Source organism: Amycolatopsis sp. WQ 127309, from assembly GCF_023023025.1.
Taxonomy (GTDB): domain Bacteria; phylum Actinomycetota; class Actinomycetes; order Mycobacteriales; family Pseudonocardiaceae; genus Amycolatopsis.
The window spans coordinates 4,554,552-4,571,095 of the sequence record NZ_CP095481.1 but is presented as its reverse complement, the minus strand read 5'-3'; the positions used below and the strand labels follow the sequence as shown (position 1 = coordinate 4,571,095).

Genomic DNA, 16,544 nt, shown 5'->3' with positions numbered 1-16,544 from the left:
CCAATTCCCTGGGAGGTAAACGTGCTCGTGCGACAATCGCCGGATGGGCTTCACGTCAGCAGGGCAGGTCGACACGCCGATCTTGAGCGTCGCGTACGAACACTCCGGACCCACTGATGCGGTGCCGGTGATCCTGCTGCACGGTTTCCCTTATGACGTAAGGGCTTTCGACGAGGTCGCACCGCTGCTGGCCCGCCGCAACGCCTGGGTCGTCGCCCCTTACCTGCGCGGCTTCGGCGCGACGTCGTTCCGCGACGACGCCACCCCGCGCTCGGGCCAGCAGGCGGCGCTCGGCACCGACCTGGTCGAGTTCATGGACGCGCTGGGCATCGACTCCGCGGTCCTCGCCGGCTACGACTGGGGCGGGCGCGCGGCGTGCATCACCGCCGCGGTGCACCCGGAGCGCGTCCGCGGCCTGGTCACCGTCGACGGCTACAACGTCCAGGATATCGCCGCCGCGCACGAACCCGGCAAGCCGGAATGGGAAGCCACGTACTGGTACCAGTACTACTTCCACTCCGAGCGCGGCCGCCGCGGGCTGGAACGCAACCGCGAAGAGCTGTGCGAGTTCCTGTGGCGCACCTGGTCGCCGGCGTGGTCCGGCGCCGCCGCGGCGTTCCCCGCGAGCGCGTCCAGCCTGCACAACCCGGACTTCGCCGACGTCGTGATCCACTCCTACCGGCACCGCTACGGCCTCGTCGACGGCGATCCCCGTTACCAGGACCTGGAAGACGTCCTCGCGGGGCAGCCGCCGATCACCGTGCCCACCGTGCTGCTGGAGACCGGCGCCGACGGCCTGCTCGGCCCGAGCGCGGCCGGCGACCGCGAGTACTTCACCGGCCCGTACGAACATCGGCTGCTGGCCGGGATCGGGCACAACGCGCCGCAGGAAGCGCCGGAGGCCTTCGCGGACGCCGTGGCGAGCCTGCTTTAGTCCTCAGTGGACAGAAGCCGCGGGAACAACGCGCGGACGCCGTTCCGGAGGTCGTCGAGCGCGCCTTCGGCGCTCATCAGGTAGCGCAGCAGGGCTTGCTGGAACAGGCCGTCGAACAGCGCGTAGGCCTCCGACGGCGAGCAGTTCGGCGGCGCGCCGGCGAGGTCGGCGTACGCGCTGACGTTGCGCCAGATCATCTCCTGCAGGCTGTCGTCGATCTCGGCGACGTCGTCGCGGAAGGCTTCCTCGAACATCGACTGCGAGCGCAGGTCGTACCAGAGCCGGTGCATCAGCGGCGCGTCGGCGAGCGCGGCGGCCAGCCCGTCCGCGCAGGCCGCGGCCAGCTCCCCGGGCGTGGCCACCTCGCCGACGCCGCCCTCGTAGCGCTGCACGCAGGCGGCCTTGTACCGCCGCACGCAGTAGGTGATCAGCTCGACCTTGTCGGCGAAGTAGTAGTGCAGCAGCCCGTGGGAGAACTTCGTGTGCTCGGCGATCGTGCGCAGGCTGGTGCGGGCGTACCCCAGGTCGGCGAGCGCCAGCAGCGCCGCGTCGGCGAGTTCCCGGCGGCGCTCTTCGAACTTGTCGACACGGGTCCGGCGCCTCACGGCGGCTGCGCTGGTCACGGGCCGAAGATACCATCGAGCGGTTCTCTGACCAATCGTCCAAGAAAATCTTGACATTCGTCCAAATGGCCGTCAAGGTCGTGACCAGCCGCCGGTGCCGCCGGCGGAGGTTTCGAAGGGACGACGATGTCTCTGTTCTTCTACCTGGAAAAGGGCGCTTCGCTCGACCCCGAGGCGCCTTGCCTGACCCTCGACGAAGTCTCGCTCTCCTACGGTGCGGTGATCACGCTCGCCGAGCGGGTCGCCCGGGCCCTGCGGCGCTCGGGCGTCGCGCCCGGGGACAAGGTCGGCATCCTCTCGGCCAACGACCCGACCGCGTTCGCCTGCGTCTTCGGCATCTCCCGGGCGGGCGCGGTCTGGTGCCCGATCAACCCGCGCAACGCGGCCGGCGAGAACGCGGAACTGCTGGACCTGTTCGACTGCACCACGGTGATCTTCCAGCCGGGCTTCGAGGAGCTCGTCGGCCAGATCGCCCCCAAGCTGCCGAAGCTGACCACGCTCGTCCGGCTCGGCGACGGCGACGACGTCGCCCCGGGCTTCGACGCCTGGCTCGACGCCGCCCGCGACGACCCGGCCGCCGCGGCCGCGCCGCCCGGCGACGTCGTCGCGCTGGTCGGCACCGGTGGCACGACGGGCCGCCCCAAGGGCGTCATGCTCACCGACCGCAACCTCGAGGTCATGTCGGCGATCACGCTGATGAGCTACCCCTTCGACGGGCGCCCGGTGTACCTCGCCCTGGCCCCGCTGACGCACGCGGCCGGCGTGCTGTGCTTCCCGATCCTGGCCCGCGGCGGCGAGGTCGTGATCATGGCGAAGCCCGACGTCGGCCGGTTCCTGGAGCTGATCGAGCGCCACCACGTCACCCACACGTTCCTGCCGCCGACGTTGATCTACATGGTGCTCGGCCACGAAGCGCTCGCCACCACGGATCTCTCGTCGCTGCAGTGCTTCTGGTACGGCGCCGCGCCGATGTCGACGTCCCGGCTGACCGAAGCGCTCGACCGCATCGGGCCGATGGCTCAGCTGTTCGGCCAGTCCGAGGCCCCGATGATGATCTCGACGATGGCGCCCGCCGAGCACCGCCGTCCGGACGGCACCGTCCACACGGGACGGCTGGCGTCGGCGGGCCGGCCGTCGCCGCTGGTCACGGTGGCGATCCTCGACGACGACGGCAATCCGGTCCCGCGGGGCGAACGCGGCGAGATCTGCGTGCGCGGCTCACTGGTGATGGCCGGCTACTACCGCAACCCGGAGGCCACGGCGGAGGCGTCCGCCCACGGCTGGCACCACACCGGCGACATCGGCTTCCTCGACGACGAGGGTTACCTCCACATCGTCGACCGCGCCAAGGACATGGTCATCACCGGCGGGTTCAACGTCTACTCCGCCGAGGTCGAGCAGGCCGTGATGGCCCACGACGCCGTCCGCGACTGCGCGGTGATCGGCCTGCCGGACGACAAGTGGGGCGAGCGCGTCACCGCCGTCGTCCAGCTCCAGCCCGGCGCCGACCTCGACGCCGGCGAGCTGATCGCGTTCGTCAAGGCCCGCATCGGCAGCGTCAAGGCGCCCAAGCAGGTCGAGATCTGGCCGGAGCTGCCGCGCTCGACCGTCGGCAAGGTCCTCAAGGCCGACATCCGCTCCACCTTCACCGAACGCAGCAAGGAGGCTGTCCGACCATGAAACTCGCGCTCTACCTGCCGAACTTCCGGGACAAAGTGACCGTGCGGGAACTCGAGGACCTCACCGCCCTCGCCGAGGACCTCGACTTCGACTCCGTCTGGACGCTCGACCGGATCATCGTGCCGGAGTCCTCGGACCGCGGGGAAATGCAGTACCCCTTCGGGATGCTGGACGAAATGGGCAAGCAGCTCCCGGTGAGCTCGCGGGGCGAGTTCCTGCAGGGCATGCCGCTGCTCCCCTGGCTCGCCGCGAAGACCTCGAAGGTCCGGATCGGCATGAGCATCATCGACACGCCGTACCGGTCCCCCGGCGTGCTCGCCGCGGAGCTGGCCACCATCGACCACCTCTCGGGCGGGCGGCTCAACGTCGCCGTCGGCTCCGGCTGGATGCCGGAGGAGTTCGCCGCCGCCAGCGCCGCGCACATCTTTCCCAAGCGGCACAAGCACGTCCGCGAAACCCTGGAGATCATGCAGGGCATCTGGACCAACGAGGTCTTCGAATACCACGGCGAGTTCGCCGACTTCGAGCCGGCCGGGTTCGGGGCGAAGCCGGTGCAGAAGCCGCACCCGCCGATCTTCTTCAGCGGCCTCAAGGACCCGAAGCGCTCGGCGAGCCGCATCGCCAAGTACAACCTGTCGGGCTGGATCGGGATCCAGGACTCGCCCGAGGACATCCAGCGGTGGCGCACGGAGATCCAGCGTGAGCTCGACGAGCTCGGCACCAAGCGGTCGGTCGACGACCTCGAGATCTCCAGCATGATCTGGTTCGTCATCACCGACGAGGACGTGGACCAGAGCCCGCTGGGCAAGGGCACCAACCTGCTCGTCGGGTCGGCGGCGCAGATCACCGACCGGCTCAAGCGCTACAACGAAGCCGGGCTGACGATGCCGTTCCTGTGGCCGCCGTTCCAGGACGTGCCGGTGGCGAAGACGCTCGACGACCTGAAGCGGCTCAAGGAAGAAATCCTGCCCAAGATCGACGCGATGTGAAAGGGAACGAGAATGTCCGAGCTTGAGGGAAAGCGCGTCTTCGTCACCGGGTCCGGCGCCGGGATCGGCAAGGCCATCGCGACGCTGTTCATCGAACGCGGCGCCAAGGTCGTGGTCAGCGACCTCAACGCCGACTCGGCCAAGCAGGCGGCCGAGGAGATCGGCGCGGCCGGCGTCGCCAACTGCGACGTCACCGACGAAGCCCAGGTCCAGGCGGCGATCCAGCAGGCGGTCGACCTCCTCGGCGGCCTCGACGTCCTGGTCAACAACGCCGGGATCGAGGTGTCGTCGCCGCTGCTGCAGCAGTCCACGGAGAGCTTCGACAAGATCTTCGCGGTCAACGTGCGCGGCACGTTCGTGGCGATGAAGGCGGCGACCCCGCACCTGGTGGAGTCCAAGGGCAACATCGTCAACATCTCGTCGATCGCGGGCATCGGCGGCAGCCCGCTGCTGGGCTCCTACTGCGCGACGAAGGCCGCGGTCATCCAGCTGACGCGCGTGGCGGCGGTCGAGATGCGCCCGGCGGGCATCCGCGTCAACGCGGTCTGCCCGGGCTTCGCGGACACGGCCATGGTGGAGCGCCTGGTCCCCGACTTCGAGGCGGCGACCCAGGTCCCCTTCGGCGACCTGGTCGCGGCGAAGCAGGGCCGCCTGGGCACCCCGCAGGACATCGCGGAAGTGGCCGCGTTCCTGGCCTCCGACCGGGCCACCTGGATCACCGGAAGCCATTACGTCCTGGACGGCGGCCTGTCGGCGTCCCTGGTCTGAGGCCCGGGGCGGGCCCGGCCGTCACCCGTTCGATTGACTCCAGAAAATCTGTGCCAGCCGGGGTAGACATTCCCGAGCGGGCGTGTGTAATGTTCTGCTCATACCGAGAGAGACAACGTCAAGCAGGCGCGGGAGAGAACGTAACTACCCGCGAGGTGAGACAAGACGGTCAGGCAGGACGGAGCCGATCAAGGAACAGGTTCCGGCTGGTGCCCGTGCGGGTGACGTGTTCCCGCGAAGATCAGCAGCAGTAGTCAGTGAGTAGTTGGTGCAGTTGCAGGACCGGTCAGGTGGCCGGAGCCGATCGGTGACGGGGCTCCGGGCAGTGACCAGCGGCGTCAGCGTGCTGGGACCGATCAGGGAAAGGGTCCCGGCAGTGGCGTTCGCGGCAAGTGGTGTTGCAGTACCCAGCAAGAAGAAATCCCAGGAGAGAAGGGAACGGAACCATCATTGGATCGCCCGCAGCGGCCGGGTAGTGCCGCGCGGGTGCCGCAGTCCCATCGAGTTCGGAGGTGGTGCTCGGTCACGAGTAAGCGATCCCCGCACAACCCGGCTTCACGCCGGACGCGGGTGCAGGAAGCCGTCGTTCGCGTCGGTTGACAATGGTGAAACCCAACCCTTGAGGACCCCGGGTGCCGCAGTGGCACCCGGGGTCCTTTGTGACGTGGAGGCAGAGTGATTCCTGACCAAGAAGGACCGGCCACGCCCAGCGGGGCCGACAAGTTCGACGACGAGCACTACCCCGCCTACACCATGGGCCGAGCCGCCGACATCCTGGGCGCCACCCAAGGTTTCCTGCGCAGCCTGGGTGAAGCGGGCTTGATCACCCCCCAACGCTCCACCGGCGGCCACCGCCGCTACTCCCGCCACCAGCTGAGACTGGCCGCCCGAGTCCGAGAGCTGGTCGACCAGGGCACCGCCGTGGACGCCGCGTGCCGCATCGTCACCCTCGAAGACCAGCTGCACGAGGCCCAGCGCCTCAACACCGAACTCCGCACCAACGACTGACCCGGCCGAGCAAAGCCCCAGCCTCGACTCGGCCGGGGCCTTCGGATTCGCGGGGACGCCTTCGGAGCCCGGTGCAATCCGATGTCACTCCCGGGCAAAGACGTCGGCGCAAGCGTTTCCGGGCCGCCGGGCAACCGCGGTGCCCTTCGTAGCGTACTGGAGGCATGACGTCGTCGAAGTCCTGGCTGCCCGAAGCGGCCCTGTTGTGGCTTCCCCTGGTCGTGCTGATCGGCGGGCTCGCGGTGGTGTGGACCGGCGTTTCCATGGCCGCGGACGTGAACCGGTCGGCGGGGCTCTTCCCGGGGCGGGTCGTCTCGGTCGGGGTCCGGCAGCCCCCGACCGCGGACGTCGAGTACACCGGACCCGACGGGGTGACGAGGTGGGAGACCTTCGAGAACCACCTAGGGCGGCGTGCTGTCGTTCTGGGCCGCCAGGTGCAGATCAGGGTGTGGCCGGCCGAACAGCGCGCGGAACTGGACGCCGGGGACAAGCACACCGGGCCGATCGTGGCCGGCAGCTTGCTGACTCTGCTCGGCGCGGGCGCCACCGTCCTGCTGTTCCTGTGGCATCACGGCGTGAAGATGGAGAGAACCCGGGCACGACTCGAAGAGTGGTGGTCGTTGTCGTTGTGGTGGCTGTCTCGCTGGCTGTGACGTCTCTTCCCGCTGCGCGCAGCGGCGTCGCGGCCATGGACATCAGGTTCCGGTGGCCGGAGAAGGTGACTGTCTGGCCCTGGGGCAAAGCCGGCGAACAGCCGGCCGAGCTCGGCTGGCACTGAAGACGGCCGATCACTGCCCTGCGGCGCTGGGCGGCCAAGCCGTGGCAGCTGGCCCGGGCCACCCACTGCCGGGACTGCCGGCGATAGCGCGCACCTCCGCCCGTCGTCCGGGACTCGTTCACCGAGCCTCACCGCAGCCAAAACCGGATCAACGCCGGATGGAGGCGCAGAGCCGGTCCCAGTTGCCCGAGGCGATCTTCAGCCGGTCCGCGTCGCTGAGCCCCGCCTCTGCCAGGAAGGCACGCGCCCCGCCCGGCGGTGGGGTGACGAAGGGGTAGTCCGTCGAGAACAGGATCCGATCGACGCCGGCCACCTCGGTCGCCCACCTCAGGTAGCGGCGGCTGAGGATGCCGCTCGGTGCCAGGAAGATGTTGGTGCGGAAGTAATCGGAGACCGGCCGTCGCAGCTCGGCCAGCTCGTTCAGCGAATCGATGCGGTCCAGGTAGAACAACACCATCTCGCCCCAGTGACCGACGATCACCTGCAGGTCGGGGAAGCGGTCGAACACCCCGCTCAGGATGAGGCGGAGGACCTGCACGCCGCTGTCGTAGTGCCACCCGATGCCGTGCGTGGCGAGAGCGGCGTCGACCCGTGGGCCGTAGCCGCTGTAGTAAGCACCGCGCACGGCGGCGGGCGGGGACTGCGGATGCAGGTGCAGCGGCGCCCTGAGCGCGGCCGCCGCCTCGTAGATCGGCCAGAACCCGGGCTCGTCCATGTTCCGGTCCCTGGTGCGCCCGAAGAGCATCGCGCCGTTGAGGCCCAGCTCGGTCACCGCGCGTTCCAGCTCGGCGGCCGCCGCAGCCGGACGCGGCGTGGCCAACGTCGCCAAGCCCTGGAAGCTGCCCGGACGGGCGCGGACCACCTCGGCGAGGGTGTCGTTGGTGGCGGTCTGCAACGCGACGGCGTCGGCCGGGGCCAGGTTCTGCACGCCCGGGGTGCTCAACGACAACACCTGGACGTCGAGTCCCGCCTTCGCCATCCCGGCGAGCCGCTCGTCGCCGAAGCCGGCCAGCCGGCGGGCGGAATCGCCCCGCGTGGACGGCGTCAGCGACAGATCCTGCCACTCGGGTTCCAGCGCGCACCACGCGTCGACGACGTCGCGGGTCACGAAATGTTCTTCCAGGCCAATGATTTTCACGAGCTTTCCTTCACGTGTCGAGGAGTTCGGGGGCGAAGATGTCCTCGGCCGTGAGCCGCCGCCGGGACAGCCCCTGCTCGTGGTGGTAGCGCAGGAAGGTGTCGACGGCCTCGCGGTTGGCGTCGAGGCCGTACGGCCACCAGTCCTCGCCCAGCAGCGCCCGGTTCTCCGCGAACAGCTCGCTGAACCAGGGGGTGATCACGGCCATGTGCTGCTTCGCGGCGTTGGCCCGGTACTGCTCCTGCACGATTTCCTTGGCCTGGCCGAACGCCTCGTAGATCGACGTGGCCAGGCCGGGCACCTCGGCCAGTTCCCGGCGGATCGCGACGACGTGCATCATCGGGAAGATGCCGGTGCGGCGGTAGTAGTCCCGTTCGACCGCTTCGTAGTCGACGAACAGCCGCCGGATCTTCTTCGTGGAGCCGTCGAGCAGGCTCCGCGGGACGTCGACCGAGAGCAGCGCGTCGATCTCGCCCGCTTCGAGCAGCGCGGCCAAGGTCTCCTCGTCGCCGGCGTGGCGGACGTCGACGCCGGCCGGGACGGGCTGCGGGATCCAGTCGAACGACGGGATCGGGTGGTCGGTGCCGCCGATCACCCAGTTCATCTTTTCGGGCGTCACGCCGTGTTCGTCGGCGAGGATGCCCTTCACCCAGACACCCGGGTCGGAGCCGTACAGCGCGAACTCGCCGATCGTCTTGCCCGCGAGGTCTTCCGGCCGCTCGATCCCGCTGTCGGCGTTCACGAACAGGGCCGAGTGCCGGAAGTTGCGGTTCGGGAAGATCGGCAGGGCCAGGAAGGGCGAGCCGGCCAGGTCGAACGAGCGCAGGAAGTAGGTCAGCCCGTACTCGGCGACGTCCAGGTCACCCTCGGCCATGCGCTGGAAGACGTCGGAGATCAGCGGCGACGTCTCCAGGGTGGCGTCGATCGCGACGCGCCCGTCGAACAGCGGCTCGGTGTGCTCGTACCGGTAGACGCCCATGGTGAGCTTCGGGTCGGTCATGACAAGTCCTCCTTCGCCTCGCGGGCCGCTTCCGTGAACGACCTTTCATTTTGATGATGCCGCGCGCCCCCTGCTATCGTCAAGGCGAATGGTCATTCGCGGAAGGAGGTGAGCCGTGCCCCGCATCACTGCCGAGCGCCGGGCGGCGAACCGGTCGCAGATCGTGGCGGCGGCCCGTCGCTGCTTCTCGCGCGACGGCTTCCACCAGACGTCGATGCCCGACATCGCCGCCGAAGCGGGCGTGTCGGTCGGCGCCCCGTACCGCTACTTCGCCGGCAAGGAGGAGATCATCCTCGAGATCGCCGGCGACGCCTTCCGGGTGATGTTCGATCCCGTCGAGCGGTTCGTCGACGCGGCCGGCGACGTGACGCTCGCCGACCTGGTCGCGGCGGCGATCGACCCGGTGAGCGGCGAGATCGCCGTCGACGAGACCGGCCAAGCCGTCCCGGTCGACGAGCTGCTGCGCTGCGCCGTCCAGGCGTGGGGCGAGCTGCTACGCCACGAAGGGTTGCGGCAGCAGGCCGAAGCGGGCTTCGAGGGCGTGCGCCGACGCATCGCGGACGCCCTCAGCAACGGCCAGCGAGCGGGCAGCGTCCCGGCCGACCTGGACCCCGACCGCGGAGCGCGCGTGGTCATGGCCGTGCTGCACGGATTCGTCCTGCAGTACACGGCATTCGGGCTCGACGACACCACCGGTTTCGTCCGCGACGTCCGCATCGCGCTCGGCGACACCGGACTGCTCCGCGAACGTCGCTGACCCACCGCTCCGGCGTGGTCAGAGTTTTGCGGTGAGGGAACGGAGTTCGGCGACCACGTCCTCGCCGGAGGGCGCGCGCTCGGGATCCGCCAGCCACTGCAGCATGAGGCCGGTCATCAGCGCGAGCGGTACCGAGCCGCCGAGTGCGCCCCGGCCCTTCTGCTGCCCGCGGGCGAGGTGTTCGCGGACTTCGGGAGACCTTTCGGCTTGCACGAGGGCCTCGACCTGGGCGACCCACAGCGCCCGATGGGTGGTGAAGGTGTCGATCAGGACCTGCCAGCCCTGCTCCGGGGTGTCGGCCGTGGCGCGGCCGGCGAGTTCGACGCCGAGCTCGTCCACCGCTTCCACCAGCGCCTGAGTGAGCAGGGCGTCCCGGGAACCGAAGTGGTAGCCGATGGCCGCGTGGTTGACCCCGGCGGCCGCGGCGATGTCCCGCACGGTGGTCCGCGCCCAGCCGCGTTCGACCAGGCACTGCTTGGCCCCGGCCAGCAAGTCCTCTCGGTTACCCATGGCCGGAGTGTACCCACCCTCTTAACCAAGCGATTTATCCACATGGATTGACCAGGTGGATAAATCTCGGCTATGGTCTCGACCACGGCCAAGCTCACCGCCGGCGAAGTCACGGGATCGCTTCTCCCGCAGACGAAACAGTGCCGCAACCAGGCCCACGGCCGACGAGCCGCAGTGACGCCATCGAGAAACCGAAATGAGGAACTCTGGTGAAGAATTCTGTTCGCAGGACACGAAGATGCGCGTGGTCCCGGCAAGTGGTGCTCGTGACCGCGGTCGCCGCGGCACTCACCGGTGGCGGCGTGGCCTCCGCGTCGACCGGCCCCCATCCCGTCGCGCCGAACACGGAAGGACAGGGGACGCCCGCCGCATCGCCGAGGGTCGCGGCCCCCGTCGGAGCGGATCTCTGCGCGCAGGTCGCGGTGAACGCCGGCTTCTCCGGCCACAACCTGCTCGTCGCCGTTTCCGTGGCCCTCGCCGAATCCGGCTGCAACCCCAGCGCCCAGGCCCACAACTCGAACGGTTCGACGGACTACGGGCTGTGGCAGATCAACAGCGTCCACGGCATCGCCGTGTCCTGCCTGCTCGACGCCCAGTGCAACGCCGGCGCCGCCTGGTCCATCTCCAACGGCGGCACGAACTGGGCCCCCTGGACCACCTACAACTCCGGCGCCTACCTGAGTCACGAAAGCGTGGCGCAGGCGGCGATCGACCGGCTCGGGTCGACGCCGCCCGCACACCGCACCGGCAAAGTGTTCGACAACGTCCTCGACGGCAACGGCACCTGGAGCGGCGCGGGCGTCTCCGACGGCGGCGGCAGCGTCTCGCAGATCGCGGTCGCCGCGCTGCCCAACGGCTCCATGCACCTGGAAACCCTCAGCGGTGGCCTGGTCTTCGACAACGTCCGCAACCCCGACGGCAGCTGGAGCGGGGCGGCCATCTCCGACGGCGGCGGCACCGTCCAGCAGATCGCCGTCGCCGGCCTGCCCAACGGGTCCATGCACCTGGAGACGTTGACCGGCGGCAAGGTCTTCGACCACATCCGCCGCGCCGACGGCAGCTGGGACGCCGTAACCCTCGCCGACGGCGGTGGCGCGGTCTCCCAGATCGCGATCGCCGCGTTGCCCGACGGCTCGATGCACCTCGAGACCCTCAACGGCGGCCGGGTCTTCGACAACGTCCTGCGGCCCGACGGCAGCTGGAGCGGCCCGGCCGTGTCCGACGGCGGCGGCACCGTCCAACAGATCGCCGTCGCCGGCCTGCCCGACGGCTCGATGCACCTCGAGACGCTGACCGGCGGCCGGGTGTTCGACAACGTCCGCCTGCCCAACGGGAACTGGACCGGCCCGGCCGTGTCCGACAACGGCGGCACGGTGCAGCAGATCGCGATCACCGGCATGGTCGACGGCTCCCTGCACCTGGAAACCCTGACCGGGGGCAAGGCTTTCGACCACATCCGCAACGCCGACGGCAGCTGGGCCGCGCCGAGCATCTCCGACGGCGGCGGCAAGGTCTTCTTCATCGCCGTCACCGGAATGCCCGATCGGTCCATGCACCTCGAAACGCTCGTCTGACCGAACCGCGTCACGACCACGAGGAGAATACGTTGTTCACCACCACAAAGGGCCGGGCGAGACGGTCGGCGCTGGTCGTGATCGCCTGTGTCGCGGTCGCGATGTCCGCCGGCGGACTGCCCGCGAACGCTTCCACCACAACGGCACCCGCAGTAGCCGCACCGCGGACCACGGCCGCGGTCACCCGGCAGGCGATCGCCGATCTCGCCCACTCCAAGGTGGGCCAGGGCTGCAGCGGGTTCGCCGACGCCGGCGGCAAGTCGGCCTGCGACGCCTTCTGGTGCGCGGTCTTCGCCGGCTGGATCTGGCGGGGCGCCGGCGTCAACCCGAGCCCGAACCTGTGGGTCGCCACCAGCGTCGGCGGCTGGGCCATGCAGAACGGCGTGTGGAAGCCGCGGGCGAACGGCACCATGGGCAACCCGGCCCCCGGCGACCTGGTCGTGTTCGGCGCGCCCAACGCGGGGCTCGGCGGGCACGTCGGCATCGTCTACTCGGTCAACGCGAACGGCACGATCACCACCGTCAACGGCGACTACGGCGGCAGCACCGCGGCGCTGAACAAAGTCGTCCAGGAGACGATCAACCCCATCACCGCGGTCTCCGGGGGCAACAGCTGGCCCATCTCGGGTTACGTCAGCCCGCCGGGCGTGTCCGGCGGCGGACCGACCACCGGCAAGGTGTTCGACAACGTCCTCGACAGCACCAGCACCTGGAGCGGCCCGGGTGTCGCCGACGGCAGCGGCCACGTCTCCCAGATGGCGGTCGCCACGCTGCCCAACGGGTCGATGCACCTGGAGACGCTCAGCGGCGGTGTCGTCTGGGACAACGAACGCCGGCCGGACGGCAGCTGGAGCGGCGCGGCCATCTCCGACAGCGGCGGCACCGTTCAGCAGATCGCCGTGGCCGGCATGCCCGACGGTTCGATGCACGTGGAGACGTTGACGGGCGGGAAGGTCTTCGACCACGTCCGCCTGGCCGACGGCAGCTGGACCGCCCTGACGGCGTCCGACACCGGCGGCACCGTTTCGCAGATCGCGGTCGCCGCGTTGCCCGACGGCTCGATGCACCTGGAGACGCTCAGCGGCGGCGTCGTCTGGGACAACGTGCTCCGGCCGGACGGCAGCTGGAGCGGCGCGGCCATCTCCGACGGCGGCGGCACCGTCCAGCAGATCGCCGTGGCCGGCCTCCCCGACGGGTCGATGCACCTGGAAACCCTGACCGGCGGCCGGGTCTTCGACAACGTCCGCCTGCCCAACGGAAACTGGACCGGCGCGGCCGTCTCCGACAACGGCGGCACGGTGCAGCAGATCGCGATCACCGGCATGATCGACGGCTCGATGCACCTGGAGACGTTGACGGGCGGCAAGGTCTTCGACCACATCCGCAACGCCGACGGCAGCTGGGCCGCCCCGACCATCTCCGACGGCGGCGGCAAGGTGCTGTCCATCGCGGTCACCGGAATGCCCGATCGGTCCATGCACCTGGAAACGCTCGCCTGACCCACCGAAAGGATCGGTCTTCACGGCTTGGGGCTCCTGACACCAGTGGTGTCAGGAGCCCCAAGCCGGGCACGTCCACTGTCCTGTTCGACGAGCACCGCACGAAGCGCGATATCGAGTTCGACAAGTGTCACAGCCTGGCCCGCTCCGCCGGCGGAGCGGCGTCAAAGGCGTCACTTCGCCAGTATCAGCGGACCGCTTCGGTCCGGAATCCGGCGGCGTAGGCGCAGAGCGCCGGTCGATCGAGGTTGGTCTTCGTCTTGAGGCTGGACACGTGCTTCTCCACCGTTTTCGGCGAGATGTGCAGCCGCCGGGCGATCTCCTGGTTGCCGAGGCGTTCCGACAGCAGCTGCAGTACGTCGAACTCCCGCGTCGTCACGCGTGCCCGCTGCAGCTGCGCCGGCAGGTGTTCGAAGCCGGACCGCCGCTGCACGACCGGCGCGCCGGTGGCCCTCAGCAACCCCCGGCAAGCGCGAGCCGCAACGTGGACACCGGCGTTGTGGAAGTACTCTTCCGCGGCGCGCAGCCAGCCGACCGGATCACCCCAGCCGTCGGCGATGGCAGCTTCGGCGACCAGACGGACGCCGAGGTGACGGGCCACGGGAAAGGGTTCGGACGCTCGAAGACCTGCTCCGAACGCTGCAGTGGCCGCCTCGCCGTCACCACGTCGCCCGAGCAGCACAGCCTCGGCGAAGAAGGTGAACTGCCGATTCCAGCGCAGGCAGCTGTCGGGGTGGCGAGCCTGCTCCCTCACCTCCTGCACGGTCGCCGTGCCGTCGAGGGCACGCACCAGCACCGAGATGCCCCGAGGACCGGCCAAGGGGAACGAACCGGGGAACCTGTCGAGGTAGCCGGCCGCGGCGGTCAGGTCGAGCAGGGCTCGGTCGCGGTCTTCCTCCAGCAGCGCGCAGAACGCCCGGGCGAGGCCGAGGACCAGCGACATCTCCGCCTGGCCGGCACCGCCGCACCGCAGGAAGTCGCCGATCGCGCGCTCCATCCCCGGCCGATCGCCCTGGTGGGCTGCGGAAACCGCGCGGATCGCGTGAAGGTAGCGCACCAGGTCCACGAGCTGGAACCGTGTCGCGGTGCGGACGTCGTCGCCGAGCAGTTCCGCGGTGCCGTCGAAGACGCCGCGCAGCACCCGGCTGTAGAACAGGAGGATCGCGTCGGCCATGAGGCCCACGGTGACGGCACCGGTTTGCCCGGCCTCCTCCCGCGCGAGCTCGAGGACGTGCACGTCGCCGGTGAAGACGACCCGGTGCCCGCCCAGCCGCAGAAGCACGTGCGCACGCCAGACCGGCAGCCGATGCTGCTCGGTGAGAGCGCGGGCGCGTTCGTAGAACGCCTCGGCACCGTCCAGGGACTCTTCTCGAGCGACGCAAGCGAGCGCGAGCAGAGCTTGGCACGCGATGACCGGCTCGTCGTGGCCTTCGGCGTACGAGAGGGCGCGCTGGGCCAGCCGGTGCGCCGTGCCGATGCGCTCGGTCCCGTCGAGTTCGATCAACAGGTTCGCGTGCACGGCGTCGATGGCGGCGTGGTGTGCTCCGCGAGGTGATCCGGCCGCCAGTTCGCGCGCCGCCGCAACCTCGCTCAAGGCGGTTTCGAACTGACCGCCCAGGTAGGCGGCCCAGGCGAGCCCGATGTGGAGGGCGACGGCGCGATCGGAGGTGCCCAGCTCGACGAACCGCGGCGAGAAGGAGGCGGCGCGATCGAACCGCCCGGCTTCACCCAGGGCGAGGACCAGCGCTTCCAGCACTTCACCACGCAGGTTCAGGTCGGGATCGCCGAGCAGCAGAGCGTCGGCCTTGGTGAGCAGATCCGCGGCGGTGTCCGCGCCGCCGCGGTCGAAGGCCTCCTGGCCCGCGCGGGCCAGGAGGCGTCCGGCCGCCGGCTCGTCCCCGGCGGCCAGGCGCAAGGAGGCGGCCAGCGGGCACCAGTCCCCGGGCAGGCCGGGATGCTCCCCCTCCACGGCGTCGGCGGCACGGGCGGCCAGCCGCGCAAGGGTCACCGGATCGTGCAGGGACCGCAGCGCGTCGACGGTGAGCGCATGCCGGAACGAGTACCAGCCGGGGAGCTCGCTTTCCGGTTCGATCAGCTGACCGGCGACCGCCGAGCGGACGAACGAGAGGGTGGTCCGCTCGTCGGCGTCCGCCGCCCGGCAGGCGACCGCCAGGGAGAACCGGAGACCGAGCACGGCCGCGTGCGAAAGGACGCTCCGAGCGGCTTCCTCCATCTGTCCGGCTCGCCTGGCGATCGCGGCGGTCAGCGCGGCCGGCACGGCCGGGAACACTTCGGCGATGCGCCAGCGTCCGCCGATCTCGGTGAGCACGTCGTCACGGATCATCTGGTAGAGCAGCTCTTCGACCGCGAGGGGATTGCCCGCGCTCAACCGGAAGAGGCAGTCGGCCACCTCGTCGGGCACCTGCGGCACCGCCGTGCCCAGACAGCCCGCGACCATCTCGTGCACATGGGCTCGATCGAGCCAGGCGAGTTCGAGGACGGTGCAGCGACCACGTTGGGCGGCGGCCGCGGCCATGCCGAGTGTCGCCGGCGCGTCACGGCGCGCCGTGGCCACCACGAGGAGCCGCGTTTCGGCCAGGGAGCCGATCAGGTAGTCGAGAACGAACAGCGTCTCGGTGTCGGCGTCGTGGAGGTCCTCGAGGAGGAGGACGCACCCCTGGTTCCGGCTGACGACGGTGAGCAGCCGCAAAGCCGCTTCAGCCACGGTCAAGGGTGAGACCTGGTAACCGCGATGGCTTTCCCGCCACCAATCCGGCACGAGGGCGCCGAGCGCGGGCAGGTAGGGGCCGAGCTCGGCGGTCATCACCTCGTCGGCCGAGCGGGCCAGCGAGAGCAGCGCCTCGGCCAGGAGACGGTAGGGAACCGGAGATCCCACCGAGCCTCGCCGACCGCGCAGTACCCGGGCACCTCCGGACGCCGCGGTCTCCGCCAGTTCCTCGGCCAGCCGGGTCTTGCCCATCCCGGCGTCGCCGAGCAGCAGCACGAGTTCGCCGGAGCCGCCTCGTGTCCGATCCCATGCTTCACGCAGGCGTCGAAGCTCCCGGTGCCTGCCGATCAGGTCCGGTGATCTCAGCAGCATGCCCGCTCCCGGGCCGCGGCCCGGCTCCGGACGCCGTTCAGCTGCCGTCCTCGCAGAGGCCACGAGCCGATGGCTGGCCATCGCAGTAAAGGCTCAGCGTGAAAACGTCCACCCGAGGCTTGCGCCCGGTCAAGGCGGCGTTCCGTTCGCCGGTCGTACTGACGGCGGGTAGCAGAACGTCACCGA

General features: G+C 70.0%; 14 protein-coding genes. 9 read left to right on the top strand and 5 right to left on the bottom strand.

What is annotated here, in order from left to right; genetic code table 11:
- Positions 1 to 43 precede the first annotated feature (43 nt).
- Complete coding sequence (locus MUY22_RS21575; protein WP_247062005.1) at positions 44 to 934, top strand: alpha/beta fold hydrolase; 891 nt, start codon at positions 44 to 46, stop codon at positions 932 to 934.
- Here MUY22_RS21575 and MUY22_RS21570 read toward each other — a convergent pair.
- Positions 931 to 1,557: a TetR/AcrR family transcriptional regulator gene (locus MUY22_RS21570; protein ID WP_247062004.1), complete on the bottom strand. Its 627-nt coding sequence runs from the start codon at positions 1,555 to 1,557 to the stop codon at positions 931 to 933. The genes MUY22_RS21575 and MUY22_RS21570 overlap by 4 nt on opposite strands.
- A 126-nt stretch (positions 1,558 to 1,683) precedes the next feature.
- Here MUY22_RS21570 and MUY22_RS21565 point away from each other — a divergent pair, with 126 nt between their 5' ends.
- From MUY22_RS21565 to MUY22_RS21545, 5 genes are all read left to right on the top strand, one after another.
- A complete protein-coding gene (locus MUY22_RS21565) occupies positions 1,684 to 3,237 on the top strand; it encodes a long-chain fatty acid--CoA ligase (protein WP_247062003.1) in 1,554 nt (517 codons plus the stop codon).
- Positions 3,234 to 4,226: an LLM class flavin-dependent oxidoreductase gene (locus MUY22_RS21560; protein ID WP_247062002.1), complete on the top strand. Its 993-nt coding sequence runs from the start codon at positions 3,234 to 3,236 to the stop codon at positions 4,224 to 4,226. Before MUY22_RS21565 ends, MUY22_RS21560 begins: the two co-directional genes overlap by 4 nt.
- Before the next feature lie 12 nt (positions 4,227 to 4,238).
- Positions 4,239 to 4,994, top strand: coding sequence for an SDR family NAD(P)-dependent oxidoreductase (locus MUY22_RS21555; protein WP_247062000.1), 756 nt, complete (start codon positions 4,239 to 4,241; stop codon positions 4,992 to 4,994).
- Positions 4,995 to 5,669: 675 nt separating this feature from the next.
- Positions 5,670 to 6,002 carry a MerR family transcriptional regulator gene (locus MUY22_RS21550; RefSeq protein WP_247061997.1) on the top strand — a complete coding sequence of 111 codons (333 nt, stop codon included), beginning with the start codon at positions 5,670 to 5,672 and terminating at the stop codon, positions 6,000 to 6,002.
- Positions 6,003 to 6,166: 164 nt separating this feature from the next.
- Positions 6,167 to 6,655: a hypothetical protein gene (locus tag MUY22_RS21545; protein ID WP_247061995.1), complete on the top strand. Its 489-nt coding sequence runs from the start codon at positions 6,167 to 6,169 to the stop codon at positions 6,653 to 6,655.
- 273 nt (positions 6,656 to 6,928) lie between these two features.
- Here the strand turns inward: MUY22_RS21545 and MUY22_RS21540 are convergent, their stop codons facing one another.
- Together MUY22_RS21540 and MUY22_RS21535 are read right to left on the bottom strand one after the other, a co-directional pair.
- A complete protein-coding gene (locus MUY22_RS21540; protein WP_247061993.1) occupies positions 6,929 to 7,918 on the bottom strand; it encodes an amidohydrolase family protein in 990 nt (329 codons plus the stop codon).
- A gap of 10 nt (positions 7,919 to 7,928) precedes the next feature.
- On the bottom strand, positions 7,929 to 8,918 hold the full coding sequence (locus tag MUY22_RS21535; protein WP_247061991.1) for a PhnD/SsuA/transferrin family substrate-binding protein: 990 nt from the start codon (positions 8,916 to 8,918) through the stop codon (positions 7,929 to 7,931).
- A gap of 115 nt (positions 8,919 to 9,033) precedes the next feature.
- Between MUY22_RS21535 and MUY22_RS21530 the strand changes: the two genes are divergently transcribed.
- Positions 9,034 to 9,675, top strand: a complete 642-nt coding sequence (locus MUY22_RS21530; protein WP_247061989.1) for a TetR/AcrR family transcriptional regulator — start codon at positions 9,034 to 9,036, stop codon at positions 9,673 to 9,675.
- Between the two features lie 18 nt (positions 9,676 to 9,693).
- On the opposite strand, the gene MUY22_RS21525 is transcribed toward MUY22_RS21530, so the two are convergent.
- Positions 9,694 to 10,185 (bottom strand): TetR/AcrR family transcriptional regulator, encoded by a 492-nt coding sequence (locus MUY22_RS21525; protein ID WP_247061987.1) that lies wholly within the window; start codon positions 10,183 to 10,185, stop codon positions 9,694 to 9,696.
- Positions 10,186 to 10,442: 257 nt separating this feature from the next.
- Between MUY22_RS21525 and MUY22_RS21520 the strand changes: the two genes are divergently transcribed.
- On the top strand, positions 10,443 to 11,759 hold the full coding sequence (locus MUY22_RS21520) for a hypothetical protein (protein WP_305879376.1): 1,317 nt from the start codon (positions 10,443 to 10,445) through the stop codon (positions 11,757 to 11,759).
- A 32-nt stretch (positions 11,760 to 11,791) separates the two neighbouring features.
- A complete protein-coding gene (locus MUY22_RS21515) occupies positions 11,792 to 13,258 on the top strand; it encodes a CHAP domain-containing protein (RefSeq protein ID WP_247061986.1) in 1,467 nt (488 codons plus the stop codon).
- Positions 13,259 to 13,445: 187 nt separating this feature from the next.
- On the opposite strand, the gene MUY22_RS21510 is transcribed toward MUY22_RS21515, so the two are convergent.
- Positions 13,446 to 16,358: a helix-turn-helix transcriptional regulator gene (locus tag MUY22_RS21510; protein ID WP_247061984.1), complete on the bottom strand. Its 2,913-nt coding sequence runs from the start codon at positions 16,356 to 16,358 to the stop codon at positions 13,446 to 13,448.
- Between the last annotated feature and the right edge of the window lie 186 nt (positions 16,359 to 16,544).